This window comes from Litorivita sp. NS0012-18 (genome assembly GCF_040371945.1).
Taxonomy (GTDB): Bacteria; Pseudomonadota; Alphaproteobacteria; order Rhodobacterales; family Rhodobacteraceae; genus Litorivita.
The window spans coordinates 385956-404540 of the sequence record NZ_BAABWS010000001.1; the positions used below are offsets into that span (position 1 = coordinate 385956).

At 62.2% G+C, this 18585-nt stretch carries 18 protein-coding genes; 9 read left to right on the top strand and 9 right to left on the bottom strand.

Going from position 1 to position 18585, the window contains the following annotated elements; all coding sequences use genetic code 11:
- Positions 1–69: 69 nt before the first annotated feature.
- The 3 genes from argS to ABWV64_RS01875 all read right to left on the bottom strand — a co-directional run bounded on the left by argS (position 70) and on the right by ABWV64_RS01875 (position 4198).
- Complete coding sequence (gene argS / locus ABWV64_RS01865; protein WP_353342575.1) at positions 70–1815, bottom strand: arginine--tRNA ligase; 1746 nt, start codon at positions 1813–1815, stop codon at positions 70–72.
- A 231-nt stretch (positions 1816–2046) separates the two neighbouring features.
- Positions 2047–2865, bottom strand: coding sequence for an SDR family oxidoreductase (locus tag ABWV64_RS01870; protein WP_353342576.1), 819 nt, complete (start codon positions 2863–2865; stop codon positions 2047–2049).
- A gap of 154 nt (positions 2866–3019) precedes the next feature.
- Positions 3020–4198 (bottom strand): deoxyguanosinetriphosphate triphosphohydrolase, encoded by a 1179-nt coding sequence (locus tag ABWV64_RS01875; RefSeq protein WP_353342577.1) that lies wholly within the window; start codon positions 4196–4198, stop codon positions 3020–3022.
- Between the two features lie 205 nt (positions 4199–4403).
- Here ABWV64_RS01875 and ABWV64_RS01880 point away from each other — a divergent pair, with 205 nt between their 5' ends.
- Positions 4404–4727: a HesB/IscA family protein gene (locus tag ABWV64_RS01880; RefSeq protein WP_353342578.1), complete on the top strand. Its 324-nt coding sequence runs from the start codon at positions 4404–4406 to the stop codon at positions 4725–4727.
- Between the two features lie 187 nt (positions 4728–4914).
- Here ABWV64_RS01880 and ABWV64_RS01885 read toward each other — a convergent pair whose 3' ends face one another.
- Both ABWV64_RS01885 and ABWV64_RS01890 read right to left on the bottom strand, forming a co-directional pair.
- A complete protein-coding gene (locus ABWV64_RS01885; protein ID WP_353342579.1) occupies positions 4915–5991 on the bottom strand; it encodes a DUF6902 family protein in 1077 nt (358 codons plus the stop codon).
- 130 nt (positions 5992–6121) lie between these two features.
- The gene (locus ABWV64_RS01890; protein ID WP_353342580.1) at positions 6122–6805 is read right to left on the bottom strand and encodes a hypothetical protein; all 684 of its coding nucleotides are present in this window, start codon (positions 6803–6805) and stop codon (positions 6122–6124) included.
- A 378-nt stretch (positions 6806–7183) separates the two neighbouring features.
- Here ABWV64_RS01890 and xth point away from each other — a divergent pair, with 378 nt between their 5' ends.
- Positions 7184–7990, top strand: a complete 807-nt coding sequence (xth, locus tag ABWV64_RS01895; protein WP_353342581.1) for an exodeoxyribonuclease III — start codon at positions 7184–7186, stop codon at positions 7988–7990.
- Here the strand turns inward: xth and ABWV64_RS01900 are convergent.
- Both ABWV64_RS01900 and dksA read right to left on the bottom strand, forming a co-directional pair.
- Positions 7987–9246, bottom strand: a complete 1260-nt coding sequence (locus ABWV64_RS01900; protein WP_353342582.1) for an FAD-dependent monooxygenase — start codon at positions 9244–9246, stop codon at positions 7987–7989. The genes xth and ABWV64_RS01900 overlap by 4 nt on opposite strands.
- A 438-nt stretch (positions 9247–9684) precedes the next feature.
- Positions 9685–10107 (bottom strand): RNA polymerase-binding protein DksA, encoded by a 423-nt coding sequence (gene dksA / locus ABWV64_RS01905; protein ID WP_353342583.1) that lies wholly within the window; start codon positions 10105–10107, stop codon positions 9685–9687.
- Between the two features lie 185 nt (positions 10108–10292).
- Between dksA and ABWV64_RS01910 the strand changes: the two genes are divergently transcribed.
- The 7 genes from ABWV64_RS01910 (at position 10293) to ABWV64_RS01940 (ending at position 16750) form a co-directional block, all read left to right on the top strand.
- Complete coding sequence (locus ABWV64_RS01910) at positions 10293–11138, top strand: AAA family ATPase (RefSeq protein WP_353344454.1); 846 nt, start codon at positions 10293–10295, stop codon at positions 11136–11138.
- Between the two features lie 326 nt (positions 11139–11464).
- Positions 11465–12076, top strand: coding sequence for a VPLPA-CTERM sorting domain-containing protein (locus ABWV64_RS01915; protein ID WP_353342584.1), 612 nt, complete (start codon positions 11465–11467; stop codon positions 12074–12076).
- Between the two features lie 304 nt (positions 12077–12380).
- A complete protein-coding gene (locus ABWV64_RS01920; protein WP_353342585.1) occupies positions 12381–12536 on the top strand; it encodes a hypothetical protein in 156 nt (51 codons plus the stop codon).
- Positions 12537–13051: 515 nt separating this feature from the next.
- The gene (locus ABWV64_RS01925; protein WP_353342586.1) at positions 13052–14446 is read left to right on the top strand and encodes a DUF2927 domain-containing protein; all 1395 of its coding nucleotides are present in this window, start codon (positions 13052–13054) and stop codon (positions 14444–14446) included.
- Positions 14443–14610: a hypothetical protein gene (locus ABWV64_RS01930; protein WP_353342587.1), complete on the top strand. Its 168-nt coding sequence runs from the start codon at positions 14443–14445 to the stop codon at positions 14608–14610. The genes ABWV64_RS01925 and ABWV64_RS01930 overlap by 4 nt, the downstream gene beginning before the upstream one ends.
- Before the next feature lie 75 nt (positions 14611–14685).
- Entirely contained in the window at positions 14686–15870 is a 1185-nt protein-coding gene (locus ABWV64_RS01935; RefSeq protein WP_353342588.1) for a vWA domain-containing protein, read from the top strand.
- 187 nt (positions 15871–16057) lie between these two features.
- Positions 16058–16750: a M48 family metalloprotease gene (locus ABWV64_RS01940; protein WP_353342589.1), complete on the top strand. Its 693-nt coding sequence runs from the start codon at positions 16058–16060 to the stop codon at positions 16748–16750.
- A 31-nt stretch (positions 16751–16781) separates the two neighbouring features.
- Here ABWV64_RS01940 and ABWV64_RS01945 read toward each other — a convergent pair whose 3' ends face one another.
- Positions 16782–17321 (bottom strand): RSP_2648 family PIN domain-containing protein, encoded by a 540-nt coding sequence (locus ABWV64_RS01945; protein WP_353342590.1) that lies wholly within the window; start codon positions 17319–17321, stop codon positions 16782–16784.
- A 10-nt stretch (positions 17322–17331) separates the two neighbouring features.
- Complete coding sequence (locus tag ABWV64_RS01950; RefSeq protein ID WP_353342591.1) at positions 17332–18540, bottom strand: RSP_2647 family RNA methyltransferase; 1209 nt, start codon at positions 18538–18540, stop codon at positions 17332–17334.
- Positions 18541–18585 lie beyond the last annotated feature (45 nt).

Genomic DNA, 18585 nt, shown 5'->3' on the forward strand with positions numbered 1-18585 from the left:
ACTGCCCCGTGCGGTGCTTTGCCGCCGGTGCTTATCTAATGCCTGCTCGACACCGGCGAAGGCGCGGTTTTATCGCATCTCTTCCGCCGGAGTTACGCCCAGAATACCAAGACCTGCGGAAATAACAACGCTTGTGGCCTTGGCGAGGGCGATTTTTGCCGATGTGGCACCCGCGTCACCCTCTTGCAAGAAACGCAGATCGGGCCTGTCATTGCCGCGGTTCCACAGCGCGTGGAAATCGGACGCCAGCTCATACAGATAAAAGGCAATGCGGTGCGGCTCGTTGGTGCGCCCCGCAATCTCAACCAGACGCGGCCATTCGGCCAAGGTTTTGGCCAGCTTCAATTCCGCCTCATGGGTGATGCCCGCCAAATCCGCCGCCGCCAGATCGGCATCGGTGAATGTCATCCCCGCCTCGGCGGCCTTGCGCAGCACCGAATGCACCCGCGCATTGGCATAGTTGACGTAGAACACGGGGTTGTCCTTGGATTGCTCCATCACCTTGTCGAAATCAAAATCCAAAGGCGCGTCATTCTTGCGCGTGAGCATATGGAAGCGCGTCACATCGCGGCCCACCTGATCGACCACATCGCGCAGGGTGACGAAGGTCCCTGCCCGTTTGGACATTTTGAACGGCTCGCCGTTTTTATACAGCTTCACCAATTGCGTCAGCTTCACATCAAGCGGCACGCGGTTGTCTGACAAAGCCGCCACCGCCGCTTTCATCCGTTTGACATAGCCGCCATGATCGGCGCCGAACACGTCGATGAGCATATCAAAGCCGCGCTCGATCTTGTCGAAGTGATAGGCGATATCGGGGGCGAAATAGGTCCATCCGCCGTCGGATTTTTGCACCGGACGGTCCACATCATCGCCGTATTCGGTGGATTTGAACAAGGTTTGCTCGCGCGGCTCCCAATCTTCGGGCAATTTGCCCTTGGGCGGCTCCAGCGTGCCGCGATAGATCAATCCCTTATCATCCAGCGCCTTGAGCGCCGCTTCGATCCGGCCCGTGCCATAGAGCGATTTTTCCGAGTAGAAGACATCCATCTCGACGCCGAGCGCCTTGAGATCACCGCGGATCAATTCCATCATCGCATCGGTGGAAAACACCCGCACATCGGCAAGCCAGACCTCTTCGGGCTGATCGACATAGGCATCGCCGACCTTCGCCTTGAGCGCCGCGCCCACATCGACCAGATATTCACCGGGGTATGTGCCCTCGGGAAAGGCCACGTCTTTGCCATGGGCCTCGAGGTAGCGCAAATAGACCGAGCGGGCCAAAACATCGACCTGCGCGCCGCCGTCATTGATGTAATATTCGCGCGTGACGTCAAAGCCGACGTAATCGAGAAGGCTCGCCAAAGCATCGCCAAACACCGCGCCGCGGGTATGGCCCACATGCATCGGGCCGGTCGGGTTGGCCGAGACATATTCGACATTGACGCGCCGCCCCTGCCCCATATCCGAGCGCCCGAAGGCCGCGCCGCTTTGCAAGGCCGCGCGGATCACCGCATGCCATTGCCCCGCCTCAAGGCGCAGGTTCAAAAACCCCGGACCTGCGACCTCGGCCGAGGTGATGCGCGCATCCTCGCCCAGCCGCGCCGCCAGAGCCTCGGCAATGTCGCGCGGTTTCATCTGCGCCGGCTTAGCCAGAACCATCGCCGCATTGGTCGCCATATCCCCATGCAGCGGATCGCGCGGCGGCTCGACCGCCACATTGGCGAAATCGAGACCCTCGGGCAATTGCCCGTCCGATTGCATCGCGCTCAGCGTCTCAAGCACCAAAGTGCGGATTTGGGTAAAGAGGTTCATGGCGGCGTCCTTTTGCTTGAAAAAGCGGTTTAGCACGGGCAGCGGCGCCGTCAATGTCCGCATGCAGCAGCAGGCGCGCAAATCCCCCGACCCGCACCACTCAAACCGCGGTTTGGCCTAAAAATGCCGGCGCTTGAGGTCGGACAGCGCATCTTGCGGCGCGGCGCCTTGCTCGGAGCCTTCCGCAATGCCTTTCGCCGCCCCCTTCTGCGCGCGCTGCTGCGGCGCAGGCTATGCCCGCAGCTGCGGTGAGAGGCGCAAGGCCGATCCGCTGGCCCCGCGCGCTTGCGCCAGATAAAGCACCGCATCCAGCACCGCCTCGGGCGCGATGCGCTCAGGGTCGGTCAAAATCACGCTGGCCGCGCTGACCCCGCCCGCGCGCAGCCCCGCCGCCATGCCCTCGCTCAGGCGCAACATCGCGCCTTCCATCGCTTGGGCCTCCAAAAATCCGACCTCTTCGATCATGTCGAAACCGCTGATCCGGCCCTGTGCGGCCGCGTCTGGCGCGCCTTGGGCCATCAGCCCCGCACGCAGCGGCAAACCGCCCGCGCCGCGGCGCATCGGGGCGGGCAAAACCGTGACCACCGCGCCGCCGCCCGCATGCAACGCGCCGCACAGCCCGCGCACCAATTGCACCCCCGTGCCGACCGCCATGGCCATCCGCGCAGCATGGCGGTCGGGCGCATGATCGACGCCGTCATGGGTGAGATCGGGCAACTCTTGCGCCGCGCCGGATGCGGCGCCGGATCCGGTGTCGGGCGATAACCCCGATGCCGTGCCTGCCACCGTGAGCGGCACCAGATTGAGCAAGAGCGCCAAAGGCTCGCGCCCCCAGATCGCGCCAAAGGCCCGCGCCGAGGCCGGATTGCCAAGCTGGATCGCCAAGGGTTCGATGTGCGCCGGATAGGCCCGCGCCAGTTCCACCAAAGCCCCGTCGGAGGCATCCATCGCCACAACCGTCGCGCCGCCTTGCGCCATCGCACGGCACAGCGCCAAGCCGATCGGATGCGAGGCGCCCGCCACGACCACTGTTTTATTATCTAAAAACAAGCCCCTACACACCCATCTTAATCTTGTGGCCGCAGAGCTTGCCGCAGCGTTAATCTCCCATTAACCTGCCCAAATCGGGTGGGCTGTCAAGAGAGCGCGCATCATTAATACATCTTTGCCGCGATATCGGCCAAAGCCGCCCATCCATGCGCCGCTAAAGCACCCCGCCCAAGAGCCGCTCGTGCTCTTGAATGGCAAAACGGTCGGTCATTCCGGCGATGTAATCGGAGACGATCCGCGCCAAAGCCACCTCGCCCTGCGCCTCGGCCACATCCTTGCGCCATTGTTTGGGCAAAAGCTCCGGCTCCTCCAAAAACAGCGGGAAAAGCTCGTTGACCACGCGGGTGACCTTCTTGCGCATCACCACCACATCGGGGGCGCGATACATGCGCTCGAAGAGAAATTGCCGGATCACCTTGAGCTGTGCCCAAAGATCGGGGGAAAATTGCACCATCATCCGCCCCGCATGGCGCACATCCGCCGCCGATTGCGGCGCCGTCTCGGCCAGACGCGCGCGGCTGACGTCGATCACATCCTCGACCAGAATGCCGAAAAACCGGCGCAGCGCCTCGTGGCGGCGGCGGTAATAATTCAGCCCCGGATAGATGCGATCCACTTCGGCAAAACATCCATTTACAACCGGCAATTCGGCCAGTTCATCGGTGGAAAACAATTCCGCGCGCAGCCCGTCGTGCAGATCGTGATTGTTATAGGCCACATCATCGGCCAAGGCCGCGACCTGCGCCTCGGCGCTGGCGTGGGTGTGCAATTCGAGATCATGGCGCGCGTTGTATTCGGCCAAGGCCCAAGGCACATCGCCGGTCACCGGACCGTTGTGTTTGGCAATCCCCTCCAGCGTCTCCCACGTCAGGTTCAGCCCGTCCCATTCGGCATAATGGCGCTCCAACGAGGTCACAATGCGGATGGCTTGGGCGTTGTGATCAAAGCCGCCGTAAGGCTCCATGAGTGCGGCCAGAGCATCCTCGCCCGTATGCCCGAAGGGCGTGTGGCCCAGATCATGCGCCAAGGCCACGGCCTCGGTCAGTTCGGGGTTCAGCCCCAAAGCCCCTGAAATCGTGCGCGCCACCTGTGCCACCTCGATGGAATGGGTCAGGCGGGTGCGAAAATAATCGCCCTCATGTTCGATGAACACTTGGGTCTTGTGCTTGAGACGGCGAAAGGCGCTGGCGTGGATGATCCGGTCGCGGTCGCGTTGGAAGGGCGAGCGAAAGGCGCTTTCCTCCTCGGCGTAGAGCCGCCCGCGGGTGTCTTGCGGATCGGAGGCGAAAATGGCGCGCGGCGCGGGGTGATAGCGCGAAGACGTGTCGGACATCAGATCGGGTTCCTGCCTGCGAAGGCCGCGCGCCCATCTTGTCGGCGGCGGCGGCGCGTCCTATATTGACGCTATCACGCCCGCTTATAGAGGAGCGGCGCGCATCTAAAAACCGGAACAAACGCGAACAACAGCCTCTAAACGGCTCTTTTCGCGTGCAAATCCGGCCCTGCCGCCCGCGCGCGGCACAAACGGAGCCTTTGCGATGAACCTGCCGCCGAAAGTCACCCAACGCGCCTTTGACCGTCTGGCCGAAATCGGGGCCGCGGATCAAGGCCAAGCCCTGCGCGTCGCGGTAGAGGGCGGCGGATGCTCGGGCTTTCAATACGAGATCAAACTCGACGCCCCTGCGGGGGATGATCTGATCCTTGAGGGCGCGGGGCAAAAGGTTCTGGTCGATCCGGTTTCCTTACCGTTTCTGGCCGGTGCGACGATTGATTTCAGCGAAGAGCTGATCGGCGCGCGCTTTATCATCGAGAACCCCAATGCCAGCAGCTCTTGCGGCTGCGGCACTTCGTTCTCAATGTAATCCCCGAAAAATTTCCCATTTAAAACAGCAATGTGCGGCGCATACTTGATGCACCGCACAGCTTGCCCGTATGCCTGAACCTCGGGGGATGAGGAAAGGCCCGCACACAGATTTGCCGATCCGTGTGGTCCGGATCCGGCGGGGGGCGGCCAAGCCCCATGTGATCCGCCGGAGAAGTCGTTTCGGATTATACCGCCGCGTGGCTCAGGCCGACGCGGGCAAATCCCGCAAAGAAGGCGTCGAAGTCGGGGCAGCTTTGCTCGGCCAGACCCAAAACCTCTTGGGCTTCCTCGTTCATGCCTTCGGTCACCAGCGGGCGCATCGCATCCCAATCGGCCGAGCGGCGGTCGTCGAGACGGAACATGCATTCGGACATCTCGCGCAGCGGCGCAAAGGCGCGGTCGGGACGGTGGAAGGACATGCGCTCGGCGGCGACACGCTTGGTAAAGGCCTGCCCGCCGGACACCGAAGCGAGCCAGTTGCAGATGAAGAACTCGTGGTAATTGTCTTGCACATTGGCCTGCTCGCCGGTGGCGATGGTGAAACGGTGGCCTTCGCGCTCGGCCCAGTTTTCCCAGATCGCGGGCGGCTGCTCACCGGCGTAGCGCAGGGCGATGCAGACTTCGGCGACCAAATCGAGGTTCTGGTCGAGCCATGCCAGCGTTCCGGCAAAGCGCAAGGATTTCAACGCGCCCTCGCCCAGTTGCAGCGGCTTGCGGCCATATTCGGAGAGATAGAACACCGTGTGGGTCAACTCATAGGCGGCTTTCTTGTTGGGCATGGTGAAGGCTTCGGAGCGCTCGATAAAGGCGCGCATACGCACCTCCAGACCCGGATCGGCGGGCAAAGGATCGCGGCCGCGGCGCAGCATCAAACGGCGCGCTTCCATCCGTTGCAGATCGCTCATCTCCGATTGCGCAAGGCCTTCGTCGGCGGCCCAGTTCACCAAAGCCTCGCCCTTGTTGCCTTCCATGCCGAGGTCTTCGAGATCAAGGCAGAGCGACAGGATAAAGCGGTAGTATTGCGGGAAGAAGCCGAGGCGTTTTTCGACATTGGCGTAAAAACCGGCCATCGGCGCGAGGGTCTCTTGCGAAAGCTTGGCACCGGTCACTTCGAGGATGCTCAGAAGTTCGGCGTTTTCCTTGAGCCAGAAGACATCATCGCCAAAGCGGCGGCTGCTGGCAAAGGCCGATACAAGCGCGCCATAACGGTCGTCTTGGCTTTGGATCGGGTTTTTCGCGGCGAATTGGATAACTGTGGACATTGTATTTCCCCCTAGGAGTTGGCGCGTGGCGGCGCCGGAATATTTTCAATTGCGAACCCCGATGGCAGATCGGGGGCTTGGCGCGGTGCGGGCTTGGCTGGCCCGCACCATGCAGGTGTTCTTGGTGGTCTTAGAGACCGCAGGTGAAGGCCTGAACCGCATCACCCGATTGGGCGTCTGTGGCATGGGTGGCGCCAAGGCCGCAGGTGAAGGCTTCGACCGCATCGCCCGATTGAGCGTCAGAGGCTGTGGTGGCGCCAAGGCCGCAAGTGAAAGCTTCGACCGCATCGCCCGATTGCGCATCAGAGGCTGTGGTGGCGCCAAGGCCGCAGGTGAAGGCTTCGACCGCATCGCCGCTCATCGTGTCGGAGGCTTCGGCTTCGAGACCGCAGGTGAACATTTCAACCTTGTCGCCGCTCATCGCGTCATTGGCAGCAGAGGCACCCAAACCGCAGGTAAACATCTCGGTCGCATCGCCGCTCAGCGCCATGGTCGAGGTCGAAGCGCCAAGGCCGCAGGTGAACAAGGCGGTGGCATCGCCGTTGAAGACTTCGGAGCCGGCAACAGGGCCAAGACCGCAGGTGAACATTTCGGTCGCATCGCCTTCCATGGCAGTGGAAGCAGTGACAGGACCAAGGCCGCAGGTGAACATCTCAAGGCCCTCGCCCATCATCGCATCGGCGTTGGAGGAGGCTTCGAGGCCGCAGGTGAACATCTCCAGACCCGTGCCATCAAGCAGCGAGCTGGCAGAGCGCGGTGCATCAATGTTGGCGATTTGAGCGAAAGTGTGGTTAGCTTTGAGTTGAGTTTGCATGGTCGTTATCCCCTGGTGTTATGTTTGGTGTTTTGCAGACACCAACAGATTTACACCCTAAGGTTGCATCGCCAAGCCCCTATTAAACCTTGACGTGTATTTCGGAAACGCGACTCACCCCTTCAAGTTCACTAACTCTTTGATTCTGAACTGTTTCCATTATAGAAACAGTGGGCATAATTTTTGGTTAACGTTCTCTGAATCCGGCCACACACCTATAGGTTGCATCCAGAATCACCCCTCTCGCCAAAGTTTTTTCACCCCGAAAAGCGGGAATCACCCATAGGTTGATTCTGTTTTTTACGGCGCAATCGGCCCCGCGCTTGCCCTTGCCCGCCGCGCTTGCGATAGATCGAAGGGCAAAACGGGGAGAGCGCCATGAAAATCGCCACATTCAACATCAACGGCATCAAGGCCCGCTATCCGGCACTATGTGATTGGCTCGACGAGGCGCAGCCCGACGTGGCGCTGTTGCAAGAAATCAAATCGGTGGACGAGAATTTCCCGCGCGAGCTGTTTGAAGAGCGCGGCTATAATGTCGAAACCCACGGGCAAAAATCGTTCAACGGCGTGGCGATCCTGTCGAAGCTGCCCTTGGAAGACCTGCGCCGCGGCCTGCCCGGAGACGACAGCGACGAACAGGCGCGCTGGATCGAGGCGACGGTGGTCGGCGATAAGGGCGCGCTGCGCCTGTGCGGGCTCTACCTGCCCAATGGCAATCCGGTCGAATTGCAAGACGGTCTGCCCACGCCGGGCGGCAAATACGCCTATAAGCTGTCATGGATGGCGCGTCTGGAGGCGCGCGCGCGCGAATTGCTGGCGGGCGAAGAGCCGTTCTTGATGGCGGGCGATTACAACATCATCCCCCAAGACGAAGACGCCGCCCGCCCAGAGGTCTGGCAAGAGGATGCCTTGGCGCGCCCCGAAAGCCGCGCGGCCTTCCGGCGGCTGATGAACCTCGGCTTTACCGAGGCCTTTCGCGCGCGGGTCTCGGGCGGCGGGCATTACAGCTTTTGGGATTATCAGGCGGGCGCGTGGAACCGCAATGACGGCATCCGCATCGACCATTTCCTGCTCAGCCCCGCCTGCGCCGACACATTGATCGACTGCCAGATCGACAAGGACATCCGCGGGCGCGAAAAACCCTCGGACCATGTGCCGGTCTGGGTCGAGCTGGATATCTAGGCCGCGCCGCCCGTCTTGGTGACGTCATGGGCATAGAGCCAGTCAAAGCTGCGCATCATCCGCTCGGGAGCCAAGGCCCCGCCAAGACGCAAGGCCAGATGCGCGCCAAAGCGGACCGGCCCATGGCCAAGGTGGTATTTCCACGCGTTCTTTGACGCCGCCTCGATCACCCGCAGCGCGCGCGGGCGGCGGCGGGCCTGATAGGCGGCCAATCCGGCGCCGAGGCTGTCGCTATGGGCCAAGGCATCGCCCAAGACCCACGCATCCTCCAGCGCCATCGAGGCGCCCTGCGCCAAGAACGGCAAGGTCGGATGCGCTGCATCGCCTAGCAAGGCCAAAGCCGATCCGTGCCAATGTTCGGCCACCGGATGGCGAAACAGCCCCCATAGATGCACCTCGTCCACGCGGGCGAGGATCTGTTGCACCTGCGGGCCGAAATCGGCAAAGGCGGCGCGCAGGTTGCTTGGGTCGTCCTGATGCGACCAATCCTCCTCGGCCCAAAGGCTGCGCTCTTGCACCGCGACGATGTTGAGCCGCGCCCCGCCGCGCAGAGGGTAACACACCAGATGGCGCTGCGGCCCCATATAGACCCGTGCTTCGGGGGATTGGACGTCAAAGCCCCCTCCCAAATCCGGCCCGCCCAAATCCGGCCCGCCCAATTCCGCATCGCTATTCTCGACCGTGGCACGCCATGCCACCTGTCCGGTGAAAAATGGCTCGGCGGCACGGTTGAGCACCGCGCGCCCCTGCCCGTGCAGCCCGCCCGCATCAATCACCAGATCGGCGCTCATCCGGTCGCCATTGGCCATATGCACCTGCGCGCGCCTATCCGAGCCCGCATCCGAGCCCGCATCCGAAACCGAGACGACCTTTTGCAGCAGCCGGATTTGCACCCCGCACTCGCGCGCGCCCTTGGCCAGAATGTCGATCAGATCGGCGCGGTGGGTGAAATAATAGCTCTGCTCCTTGAGCCGCGTCAGATCGAGCCGCAGCACCTCGGCGCAGGCCCCGCGATAATCGCGCAGCGACACCGCCTGCGCGCGCACCGATGCGGCGCGCAGCGCCTCGCCCAGCCCCAAGGCCTCCAGAACCGCCGCGCCATTGGGCGAGACCTGCAGCCCCGCACCGACCTCGCGGATCGCCTCGGCCTGCTCCAAGACCGTGACCTGCGCGCCGCGCTGCGCCAAGGCCTGCGCCGCCGCCAACCCGCCGATCCCCGCGCCGATCACCGCGATTTCCATCCCCAAAATGCTCATGGTTGCCCTGCTTTGTTTGATGCGCTTCGGCGCGAGGATAGGCGCGGGTTTTCGCGCCCGCTATGACACCTTATGTGACACCCAAAATGGCACCCAAGATGACACCTTATATATAGGGGCCTGCGGGGAGGCGATTTGCGCTTGCTCAAATGACTTCACAATGTCCGCGCAAACCCCACGCGAAACCGCCCGAAATATGACCCGAAAAATCGCCCGACATCTCCGCGCCATTTGCCCCGCACCTGCCAGCCAACTGCCCGCCAAACTGCACGCTGATTTTCCCGCCATTCCGCCGGCACCACCCGCAACGCGCGCGCTGTAATGCGGCTTTGAGTGACGAAAAAACGCCGAAGGTTGCCCCCCGACGTTTGCTGTATTGCCTGCCGCACCGATGCACCGCGCGCGACCCGCACGGGCTCGCAAACGGCGCAACGAAGATCAATCGTCGCGGTGGACCTTTTCGCGGCGCTCGTGACGCTCTTGCGCCTCAAGGCTCATGGTCGCGATCGGGCGCGCATCCAGACGCTTGAGCGAGATTTGCTCGCCCGTCACTTCGCAATAGCCGTATTCGCCTTCGTCGATGCGGCGCAGGGCGGCATCGATTTTCGAGACCAGCTTGCGCTGACGGTCACGCGTGCGCAATTCCAGCGCGCGGTCGGTCTCTTCGCTGGCACGGTCGGCCACATCGGGAATATTGCGCGTGCCGTCTTGCAACCCTTCGATGGTATCGCGACTATCGGCCAGAATGTCGTTTTTCCAATCGTTCAGCTTGCGGCGAAAATACTCAAGCTGGCGTTCGTTCATAAACGGCTCGTCTTCAGCCGGTTGGTAATCGTCAGGCAGAAAAGTCTCTGCTTTCATATCATTCCCCTCACTCAGGCCAGTGTCCGTCATACGTAAATTTTCCTCATCTGGACAGTTGGCGCCCCTGCGCGTGGGATTACCCGAAGGGATAGGGATTGTCCAGTTCCCAAAGCATCACGTTGCAGCGAATTGAGGCTTGGTCTAACTTGCCGTGGAATATTATTCCATGGAGCGAACAGCAGATGAAATTCGAAGGCACATCCGATTATGTGGCGACAGAGGACCTGACCGTGGCGGTCAATGCGGCGGTGACCCTCGAGCGCCCGCTGCTGGTCAAGGGCGAACCAGGCACCGGCAAGACAGAACTGGCGCGCCAAGTGGCCAGCGCGCTTGGCCTGCGGATGATTGAATGGAACATCAAATCCACCACCAAAGCGCAGCAAGGCCTCTATGAATATGACGCCGTCAGCCGTTTGCGCGACAGCCAGCTGGGCGAGGAGCGCGTGCGCGATGTGTCCAACTACATCAAGAAGGGCAAGCTTTGGGAAGCTTTTGACGCCGACGAGAAGGTCGTGCTTTTGATCGACGAGATCGACAAGGCCGATATCGAATTTCCCAACGATCTTTTGCAAGAACTCGACAAGATGGAATTCCACGTCTACGAGACCGGCGAGACCGTGCGCGCCAAACAGCGCCCGATCATGATCATCACCTCGAACAATGAAAAAGAACTGCCCGACGCGTTTTTGCGCCGCTGCTTCTTTCACTACATCCGCTTCCCCGAACCCTCGGTCATGCGCAAGATTGTCGAAGTCCACCATCCAGGCATCAAGGGCGACCTGCTCGCCGCCGCACTCACGCAGTTTTACGAGCTGCGCGAGCAATCGGGGCTGAAGAAAAAACCCTCGACCTCCGAGGTGCTCGATTGGCTCAAACTGCTTTTGGCCGAAGACCTGAGCGCCGAAGACCTCAAGCGCGACGGGGCCAATGCCTTGCCCAAATTGCACGGGGCCTTGCTCAAGAACGAGCAGGACGTGCATTTGTTCGAACGCCTCGCCTTTATGGCGCGCAGCCAAGGCGGGCGATAACGCGCCCGCAAAATCTTTACGGCGGCAATAGGGCAAGAATTTAACCAAATTGTAATCCTTGCCGAGGCTGTGACCGCAAAGCACCACCCCGCCGCACCCAGCGGCGGGGTGGTTTGCATTCGGGCCTTACCCGCATGGCCCGCACGCGATTGAGCGCGCGGCGCGAACAATCGGTTTCCAATCCGTCGCCAGCGCGCCGATTGCGGCCAAGCGCGCCGTGCTCCATTCCCTTAGGTCATATCCGCCGCAAGTTTTTCGCAAGGCTTTCCCCTTGCATGTTGTGTGTCGCGCGGCCCCCCACAAATGACACAACAAAAGAGAATTTCATGATCAAGAAGACCCTCGCCACCCTCGCGTTTGTCGGCTTTGCCAGCAGCGCCCAAGCCGTCGTCGTCGACTTTGACTCCGTCGCAGGCGTAAGCATCGACAACAATTGGCGCTATCTGAACGTGCCCACCGAAGGGTTCACCTTTTCTGCCCCTGCCAGCATCATCGACGTCGGCACAGGGTCGCATTGGAACTTCGGTGCCCATAGCGGCGATTTTGCCCTGCTCAACAACGGCGGCACGGGCAGCATCACCGTCGCCGCTGCGGATGCGTCGGATTTCACCTTTGACGGCGTCTGGGCCAAACGCTGGGCCACCGCCCCCGAAAGCGGCACCGCGGGCGGCAATCTGTTCGGCGTGATGCAAGGCTTTAACAACGGCGCTCTGGTCTGGTCGGTCAACACCGTGCTCGACGGCAGCTATCAATTCCTTGAGGGTCAAGCCGGTTTGATTGACCAATTGGTGCTCGGCATGGGCCGCTACTACCTGATCGACGATCTGGCGCTCAATGAAATGGCGCCCTCCGTGCCGGTCCCTGCGGGCCTGCCGTTGATCGCCTCCGGCCTCGCGGCTTTGGGCTTTTTGGGACGGCGCAAGGCGCGTAAAGCCTGATATCGCGCCTTAGGCGCGCAAGGGCTGACATAACGCCCTAGGCGGGCGAGGCCTGATTTCTCCCCTGTCCCACCCTGACCTTCCCTTCGGCGGCCCGCGCAATCGGGCCGCCGTTTTTGTCGGCGCCTGATCTGGGCCTGATCTGGGCCTGATCTGGGCCTGATCTGCCCCTGACCGGCACAGGCAAGCGAACGGAGGCGAACGGGGAGGCAGGGCTTTTGCAACCTCGGTTAACCCCCGCTTTACCATGAGCGCGTATCTTGGGCCTGCGCGCAGAAGGCGCGCCTAGCCCGAGGAGGCGACAATGCCCTTTTCATTGACCCTACTGACCGTGTTCTTTCCCTTGGTGGCCTTGATAACCCTATGCAGCTTGAGCGCCTTGGCCAATCTGATCGGCCCGCGTCTGGCCCCGCTGCGCAGCAAACCGCGCCGCAGCAAACACCGCCCGCGCCGCCGCTAGCGCCCGCGCGCGCCATGGCGGCGGGCGATTCTTGCGCCGCGGCACAGCGGCGCAAATCACCGCCTTTGAGGGCGCGAAAACCGCAAATTTACCTTGCGTTAAGCAAATGGGCAAACAAGCCCCAAATCCCCCTCTTCGCGGCAGATCAAAGGCAAGATTTCACCAGATGTTGCCGCCAGAACACAGGTTAAACTCCTGTTTTTAAAGCGCATTTTTTACGCCGCCACATTCGGGCGCGCGCCGGCGATTCGGCCACATTCTTGCCTTAATTCGTCCCTAGAACCGACCAGATAAGAGGCGAGGTTACGAACATCCAAGAGCGAGAAACGCCGCGATGACCGAGCAAGCAGGTAACACACCCCGACCGACCAAGACGCCTTTCGAGGTCTCTACAGGTGCGGCCGCATCCCGCAGGCTCCGGTGTCACGAGGTTTCCCCCCTTGGCCCTGTCGTGGCCACCTCCTGCATCCGCAGGTCCGGCTCCCCATGCACGTTTAAAAGTTACTGAGAGCCGAATGCGCCGAATTCATATCCCAAGCCGGTTTGTGCTGCCCTTCATGTTGATGCTGGGCGCCTGTATGCCTGGCGCCTCCGAAATGCCGACCCGCGCCATCATGGCCAGCGCGCCGCAAAGCGCCCTGCCCCCGATGAAGAGCTTTTCCACCCCGCGCCCCGAACGCCCCGTGCGCTCGAACCGCGATATTGCCCGCGATTTCTTGGAGCTGAGCTTTCAACTGGAATCGGGGCGCCAATTGCCCGCGCTGACCCGTTTTGAAGCGCCGATCTCGGTGCGCGTCACCGGCACGCCCCCCGCCAGCCTCGCGCCCGATCTCAACCGCCTGCTGCACCGGCTGCGCACCGAAGCGGGGCTGCGGATCGAGCAGATTTCCCAAGGCGAGGCCAATATCACCATTCAGGCCGTGCCGCGCAGCGCCATTCGCGCCGCCTTGCCGCAGGCCGCCTGTTTCGTCGTCCCCAATATTTCCGACATTAGCGAATACCGCGCCGCCAAACGCAGCGCCAAAACCAATTGGGCCTTGCTCAGCGAGCGGCGCAAGCTGGCGGTCTTCTTGCCCAATGACGCCGCCCCGCAAGAGGTGCGCGATTGCCTGCACGAGGAAGTCGCCCAAGCGCTCGGCCCGCTCAACGATCTTTACCGCCTGCCCGACAGCGTCTTTAACGACGACAATGTGCATACGGTGCTGACCGGTTTCGACATGATGATCCTGCGCGCCTATTACGCCCCCGAATTGCGCAACGGCATGTCCTATAACGAGGTCGCCGCACGTCTTCCGGCGGTTCTGGCCCGTATCAATCCGGCGGGCGAGCATGTCTCGCCCATGGCCATCTCGCGCACCCCGCGCGAATGGATCCGCGCCATCCAGACCGCGCTTGGCCCGGGTGCCAACCCGATCCAGCGCCGCACCGCGGGCGCCGAGGCCCTGCGCATCGCACAGGCGATGGGATGGACCGACCACCGCCGCGCCTTTTCCCATTACGCCATGGGCCGCCTTGCCCTCGCCAATGATCCCAATGGCGCGCAAGAGCAATTTGTCCTTGCCGAACGCTATTATGCGCAAACCCCCGGCACCAATTTGCACCGCGCCTATGTCGCCTCGCAACTGGCCGCCTATGCGCTCATCCATGGCCGCGGCGAAGACGCGCTGCGCCTGATCGGGCCTTACCAGAACGTCGCCGCGCGCCATGAGAACGCCGCGCTTTTGTCGACCTTGATGTTGCTGCGCGCCGAGGCGCTGGAGCTTGAAGGGCGCGTGTCCGAAGGACGCACCGTGCGTCTGGACAGTCTGGGCTGGGCGCGTTACGGGTTCGGCGCGGATTGGGCCGTGCGTGCAAAACTGCGCGAAATCGGATCGCTCAGCCCGCTGAAAGGAAAGCGTGGCGCATTATGATCGTATTGGCAGGATTTGTGATCGGGTTGATTTACGGCGGGCTTTTGGCGCGCAAACGCAAAGGCAAACCGCTCGATATCTTGCAATATGCGGTGATTTACGGGCTGATCGGCGCCTTGACGGGCCTCTTTGCCACCATCCTCACGCACCGCATCCTGATGTGATCGCGCCGTAGCGTTCCACGTCAAAACCCGTTGATCCCACTTGGCAAATCCCCCGCGCGGCGATAGCGTCTGCGCATGTTCTTGCCCTTCTTCGAAAACCTGCGCTCCGCAGGATTGCCCGTCTCCTTGCGCGAATACCTGACCTTTTTGGAAGGCATGCGCGCGGGTCTTGTCACCTATGACCCCGAGGCGTTTTACTACCTCGCGCGCACCGCCATGGTCAAAGACGAGCGCCACATCGACCGCTTCGACCGCGCCTTTGCCACCTCTTTCAAGGGGCTGGAGGCGATCAGCATGGAGCAGATGCTCGAAGCCGTGGACATCCCCGAAGACTGGCTGCGCAAGATGGCCGAAAAGCACCTGACCGAGGAAGAAAAAGCCGAGATCGAGGCTTTGGGCGGCTTTGAAAAGCTGATGGAGACGCTCAAAAAACGGCTCGAAGAGCAAAAAGGCCGCCATCAGGGCGGCAACAAATGGGTCGGCACGGCGGGCACCTCGCCCTTTGGCGCCGAAGGCTACAACCCCGAAGGCGTGCGCATCGGCCAAAAGGAAAGCCGCCACCAGCGCGCGGTCAAAGTCTGGGACAAGCGCGAATTCAAGAATTTCGACGATACGGTCGAACTGGGCACCCGCAACATCAAGGTCGCGCTCAAACGGCTGCGCAAATGGGCGCGCGACGGGGCGCATGAGGAGCTTGACCTCGACGGCACGATCCGCGCCACCGCCGAACACGGCTATCTTGACGTCAAGACCCGCCCCGAGCGGCGCAATGCGGTCAAGGTCTTGCTGTTTTTGGATGTCGGCGGCTCGATGGACCCGCATATCAAAGTGGTCGAAGAATTGTTTTCCGCCGCGCGGTCCGAATTCAAACATCTCGAACATTTCTATTTCCACAACTGCCTCTATGAAGGCGTGTGGCGCGACAACAGCCGCCGTTGGGCCGAACAGGTGCCGACCGACGAAATCCTGCGCACCTACGGGCCCGATTACAAATGCATCTTTGTCGGGGACGCCTCGATGTCGCCCTATGAGATCGCCTATCCGGGCGGTGCGAACGAACATTGGAACCCCGAAGCGGGGCAGGTCTGGCTCGAACGCACGCGCGCGCAATGGAAAAGCAATCTGTGGATCAATCCGGTGCCGGAGAAATATTGGGGCTACACCCATTCGATCCAGATGGTGTCGGAGATTTTCGAAGGCCAGATGGTGCCGATGACGCTTGAAGGGCTGGAGCGCGGGATGCGCGAGCTGACGCGCTAGCCGCCCGCTCGCCGCCGCTTCCCCCGCGATGCCACCGCCGCCCCCTGCGGGCACGGGTTTGCGCCAAAACCGCACCGACGCGATACCGACAAAATACCGACGTGTTACCGACGCGGGTTTTGCGCCCCCTTCGCGCCCCCCTTCGCGCCCTCTTGTCAGCGCCCGCGCAAGCCGCCATATCTGGTGCATGCTGCGTCTTATCCCCGTCCTGCTCGCCATCGGTTTCGGCCTCGTGATGTATTTCTTCTCGGTGCGCCGCACGCTCGCCGAGCTGGATAACAACTCTGCCGAACTGGCCGATCCGGCCCTCAAGCAAAGCTTTGACCGGCTGGCCAAGGCGCTCGATCTGCCGCGGGTGCGGGTCTATCTTTACGATATCGAGGCGGTGAACGGATTGGCCGCGCCGGACGGGCGTATCTTTATAACCCGTGGATTTTACAACAAATTTCGCCAAGGCAAGGTCACGGCCGATGAATTGACCTCGGTCATCGCGCATGAGTTGGGCCATGTCGCCTTGGGCCATTCGCGTCGCCGGATGATCGATTTTACGGGGCAAAACGCGCTGCGCATGCTGCTGATGATCCTGCTGGCGCCCTTCTTGCGGCAACTGGCGGTCTATGTGGCCAATTTCATGGCCTCCGCCCTCGCCGCGCGGCTCTCGCGCAGCGATGAATATGAGGCCGACGCCTATGCCGCCGCGCTTCTGACCAAGGCAGGGATCGGGACAGAGCCGCAAATATCCTTATTTAACAAGCTGATGGAGCTTACAGGCGGGCGCGCGGGCAATGCCCCTGCGTGGCTCTTGAGCCATCCCAAGACCGACGAACGCATTCGCGCCATCGAGGCCTTGGAGCGCAAATGGAGCGTCAGCGGCGTCTAGGGACCAAGGCCCAAACCGCGCCCGACAGCGCCTATCCCAAAGCCTTTGCCAGCCGCGGCAATCGCGCCTTTTTGAGCAGGGCGCGCATCTGCCACTCCTCCCCCGACAGCCGCCGCGCCTCGTCCAGAACCTGCGCTGCGACATCGGCCATCATCTGCGGATCGCACTGCCACAGCCCGTGCAAAAACCCGTCCGGATCGCGCCGCTCCAATCCTTCTTCGGCCAAAATCTGGCGCGGGAAGTCTTTGGCATTCAACGTTAAAATCATATCCGACGAGGAAGAGACCGCCGCCGCCAGAACATGGATATCGGCCGGATCGGGAAGCCAGAGCCGCGCCTCAAGCCGCGGCTGAACGCCCGTCTCGGCCTTGGGCCACGCCGCACGCAACAGCGCCACTTCGGCCCGCGCCTGCGCCTCGCCCGTGGGGCCGATCTTGCGCGCCGCACGCGCCCATTCTTCCAAGATACGCGCCGACCAGACCGGCTCGAAGGCCCCGCGCCGCGCCGCGCCAAGGCACATCTCGCGCATCACCGTGGGAAACAACACGCAAGCGTCGAGCAGGACTTTCACGACCCTGCCCTCACAGCCGGAAAAACAGCGCCTTGAGATAGCCGCTTTCGGCCAACTGCGGCAACAGCGGATGGTCCGGCCCCGCAAAGCCGGTATAGATCAACGTCCCGCGCCGGCCGCCCCGCCCGATCCCGCGCGCCGAGGCGTTGCGAAACTTGGTCAGATCCGCCGCATGAGAACACGAACACAGGCCCAGATAGCCCCCCTCGGCCACCAAAGGCGCGGCCAGACGGGCGATGCGCTCATAGGCGCGCAAACCGGCCTCAAGCGCTTGTTTATTCGGGGCAAATGCGGGCGGATCGCAGATCACCACATCAAATTGATCGCCCTTTGCGGCCAAGGCTTCGAGCGTGGTAAAGGCATCGCCCTTGCGGGTGTCGAACCGGTCCGCCGCGCCCATGGCGCGCGCGCCGTCCTGCGCCAAGGCCAGCGCCGGATCGGAGCCGTCCACCGCCAGAGCCGAAGCCGCCCCCGCCGCCAAAGCGGCCAGCGAAAAGCCCCCCACATGGGAGAAAACATCGAGCACCCGCGCGCCCTTTGACAAACGCGCCGCAAACTCGTGATTGGGCCGCTGGTCAAAGAAAATACCGGTCTTTTGCCCGCCGGTCAGATCGGCCATATAGGTCGCGCCATTCATCTGCACCGGCACCGGCGCATCGGGCGCAGCGCCCAGCAAAACAGAGCTTTCCTCGTCCAGACCTTCAAGGCTGCGCGCACGGCCCGAGGCGTTTTTGAGGATATTCTTGACGCCCGTCACCTCGGCCAGAGCCGCCGCCAGCGCGTCGATCATCACCTCGGCATAGGCCGCGTTGGGCTGCACCACGGCGGTATCGCCAAAGCGGTCGATCACCACCCCTGGCAGCCCGTCAGATTCGGCATGGATCAACCGGTAAAACGGCGCATCATATAGGGTTTCGCGCACCGCCAGCGCGCGGCGGATTTTGGCGGCAAACCACGCCTGATCAATCACCGCGTCCAGATCGCGCTCCAACACCCGCGCGGTGATCCGGCTTGAGACATTGACCGCGACAATGGCCATCGGGCGGCGTTCGGCATCCTCCAGCACCGCCAAAGACCCTGCGGCCAAGGATTTGGCGCGCCGGTCGAGGACAAGCTCGTTGGCATAGACCCAAGGGAACCCGTGACGGATGGCCTGCGGCTTGGTCTTGGGCAGTAGGCGAATGACGGGCAATGAAGCGGAAAAGGAGGGCTGGTTCATACCGCCCTCCTTAATCGTGTTTGTGGCGCGGGGGAAGCCCCGCCA

Bases quoted from the DNA above. Each gene is read 5' to 3' on its own strand.
- dksA (WP_353342583.1), bottom strand. From the start codon at position 10,107: ATGAAAGCAGAGACTTTTCTGCCTGACGATTACCAACCGGCTGAAGAC.
- ABWV64_RS01920 (WP_353342585.1), top strand. From the start codon at position 12,381: ATGCCCTTTTCATTGACCCTACTGACCGTGTTCTTTCCCTTGGTGGCC.
- ABWV64_RS01885 (WP_353342579.1), bottom strand. From the start codon at position 5,991: ATGTCCACAGTTATCCAATTCGCCGCGAAAAACCCGATCCAAAGCCAA.
- ABWV64_RS01925 (WP_353342586.1), top strand. From the start codon at position 13,052: ATGCGCCGAATTCATATCCCAAGCCGGTTTGTGCTGCCCTTCATGTTG.
- ABWV64_RS01880 (WP_353342578.1), top strand. From the start codon at position 4,404: ATGAACCTGCCGCCGAAAGTCACCCAACGCGCCTTTGACCGTCTGGCC.
- ABWV64_RS01910 (WP_353344454.1), top strand. From the start codon at position 10,293: ATGAAATTCGAAGGCACATCCGATTATGTGGCGACAGAGGACCTGACC.
- ABWV64_RS01940 (WP_353342589.1), top strand. From the start codon at position 16,058: ATGCTGCGTCTTATCCCCGTCCTGCTCGCCATCGGTTTCGGCCTCGTG.
- ABWV64_RS01935 (WP_353342588.1), top strand. From the start codon at position 14,686: ATGTTCTTGCCCTTCTTCGAAAACCTGCGCTCCGCAGGATTGCCCGTC.
- ABWV64_RS01890 (WP_353342580.1), bottom strand. From the start codon at position 6,805: ATGCAAACTCAACTCAAAGCTAACCACACTTTCGCTCAAATCGCCAAC.
- argS (WP_353342575.1), bottom strand. From the start codon at position 1,815: ATGAACCTCTTTACCCAAATCCGCACTTTGGTGCTTGAGACGCTGAGC.
- ABWV64_RS01950 (WP_353342591.1), bottom strand. From the start codon at position 18,540: ATGAACCAGCCCTCCTTTTCCGCTTCATTGCCCGTCATTCGCCTACTG.
- xth (WP_353342581.1), top strand. From the start codon at position 7,184: ATGAAAATCGCCACATTCAACATCAACGGCATCAAGGCCCGCTATCCG.
- ABWV64_RS01930 (WP_353342587.1), top strand. From the start codon at position 14,443: ATGATCGTATTGGCAGGATTTGTGATCGGGTTGATTTACGGCGGGCTT.
- ABWV64_RS01875 (WP_353342577.1), bottom strand. From the start codon at position 4,198: ATGTCCGACACGTCTTCGCGCTATCACCCCGCGCCGCGCGCCATTTTC.
- ABWV64_RS01900 (WP_353342582.1), bottom strand. From the start codon at position 9,246: ATGAGCATTTTGGGGATGGAAATCGCGGTGATCGGCGCGGGGATCGGC.
- ABWV64_RS01915 (WP_353342584.1), top strand. From the start codon at position 11,465: ATGATCAAGAAGACCCTCGCCACCCTCGCGTTTGTCGGCTTTGCCAGC.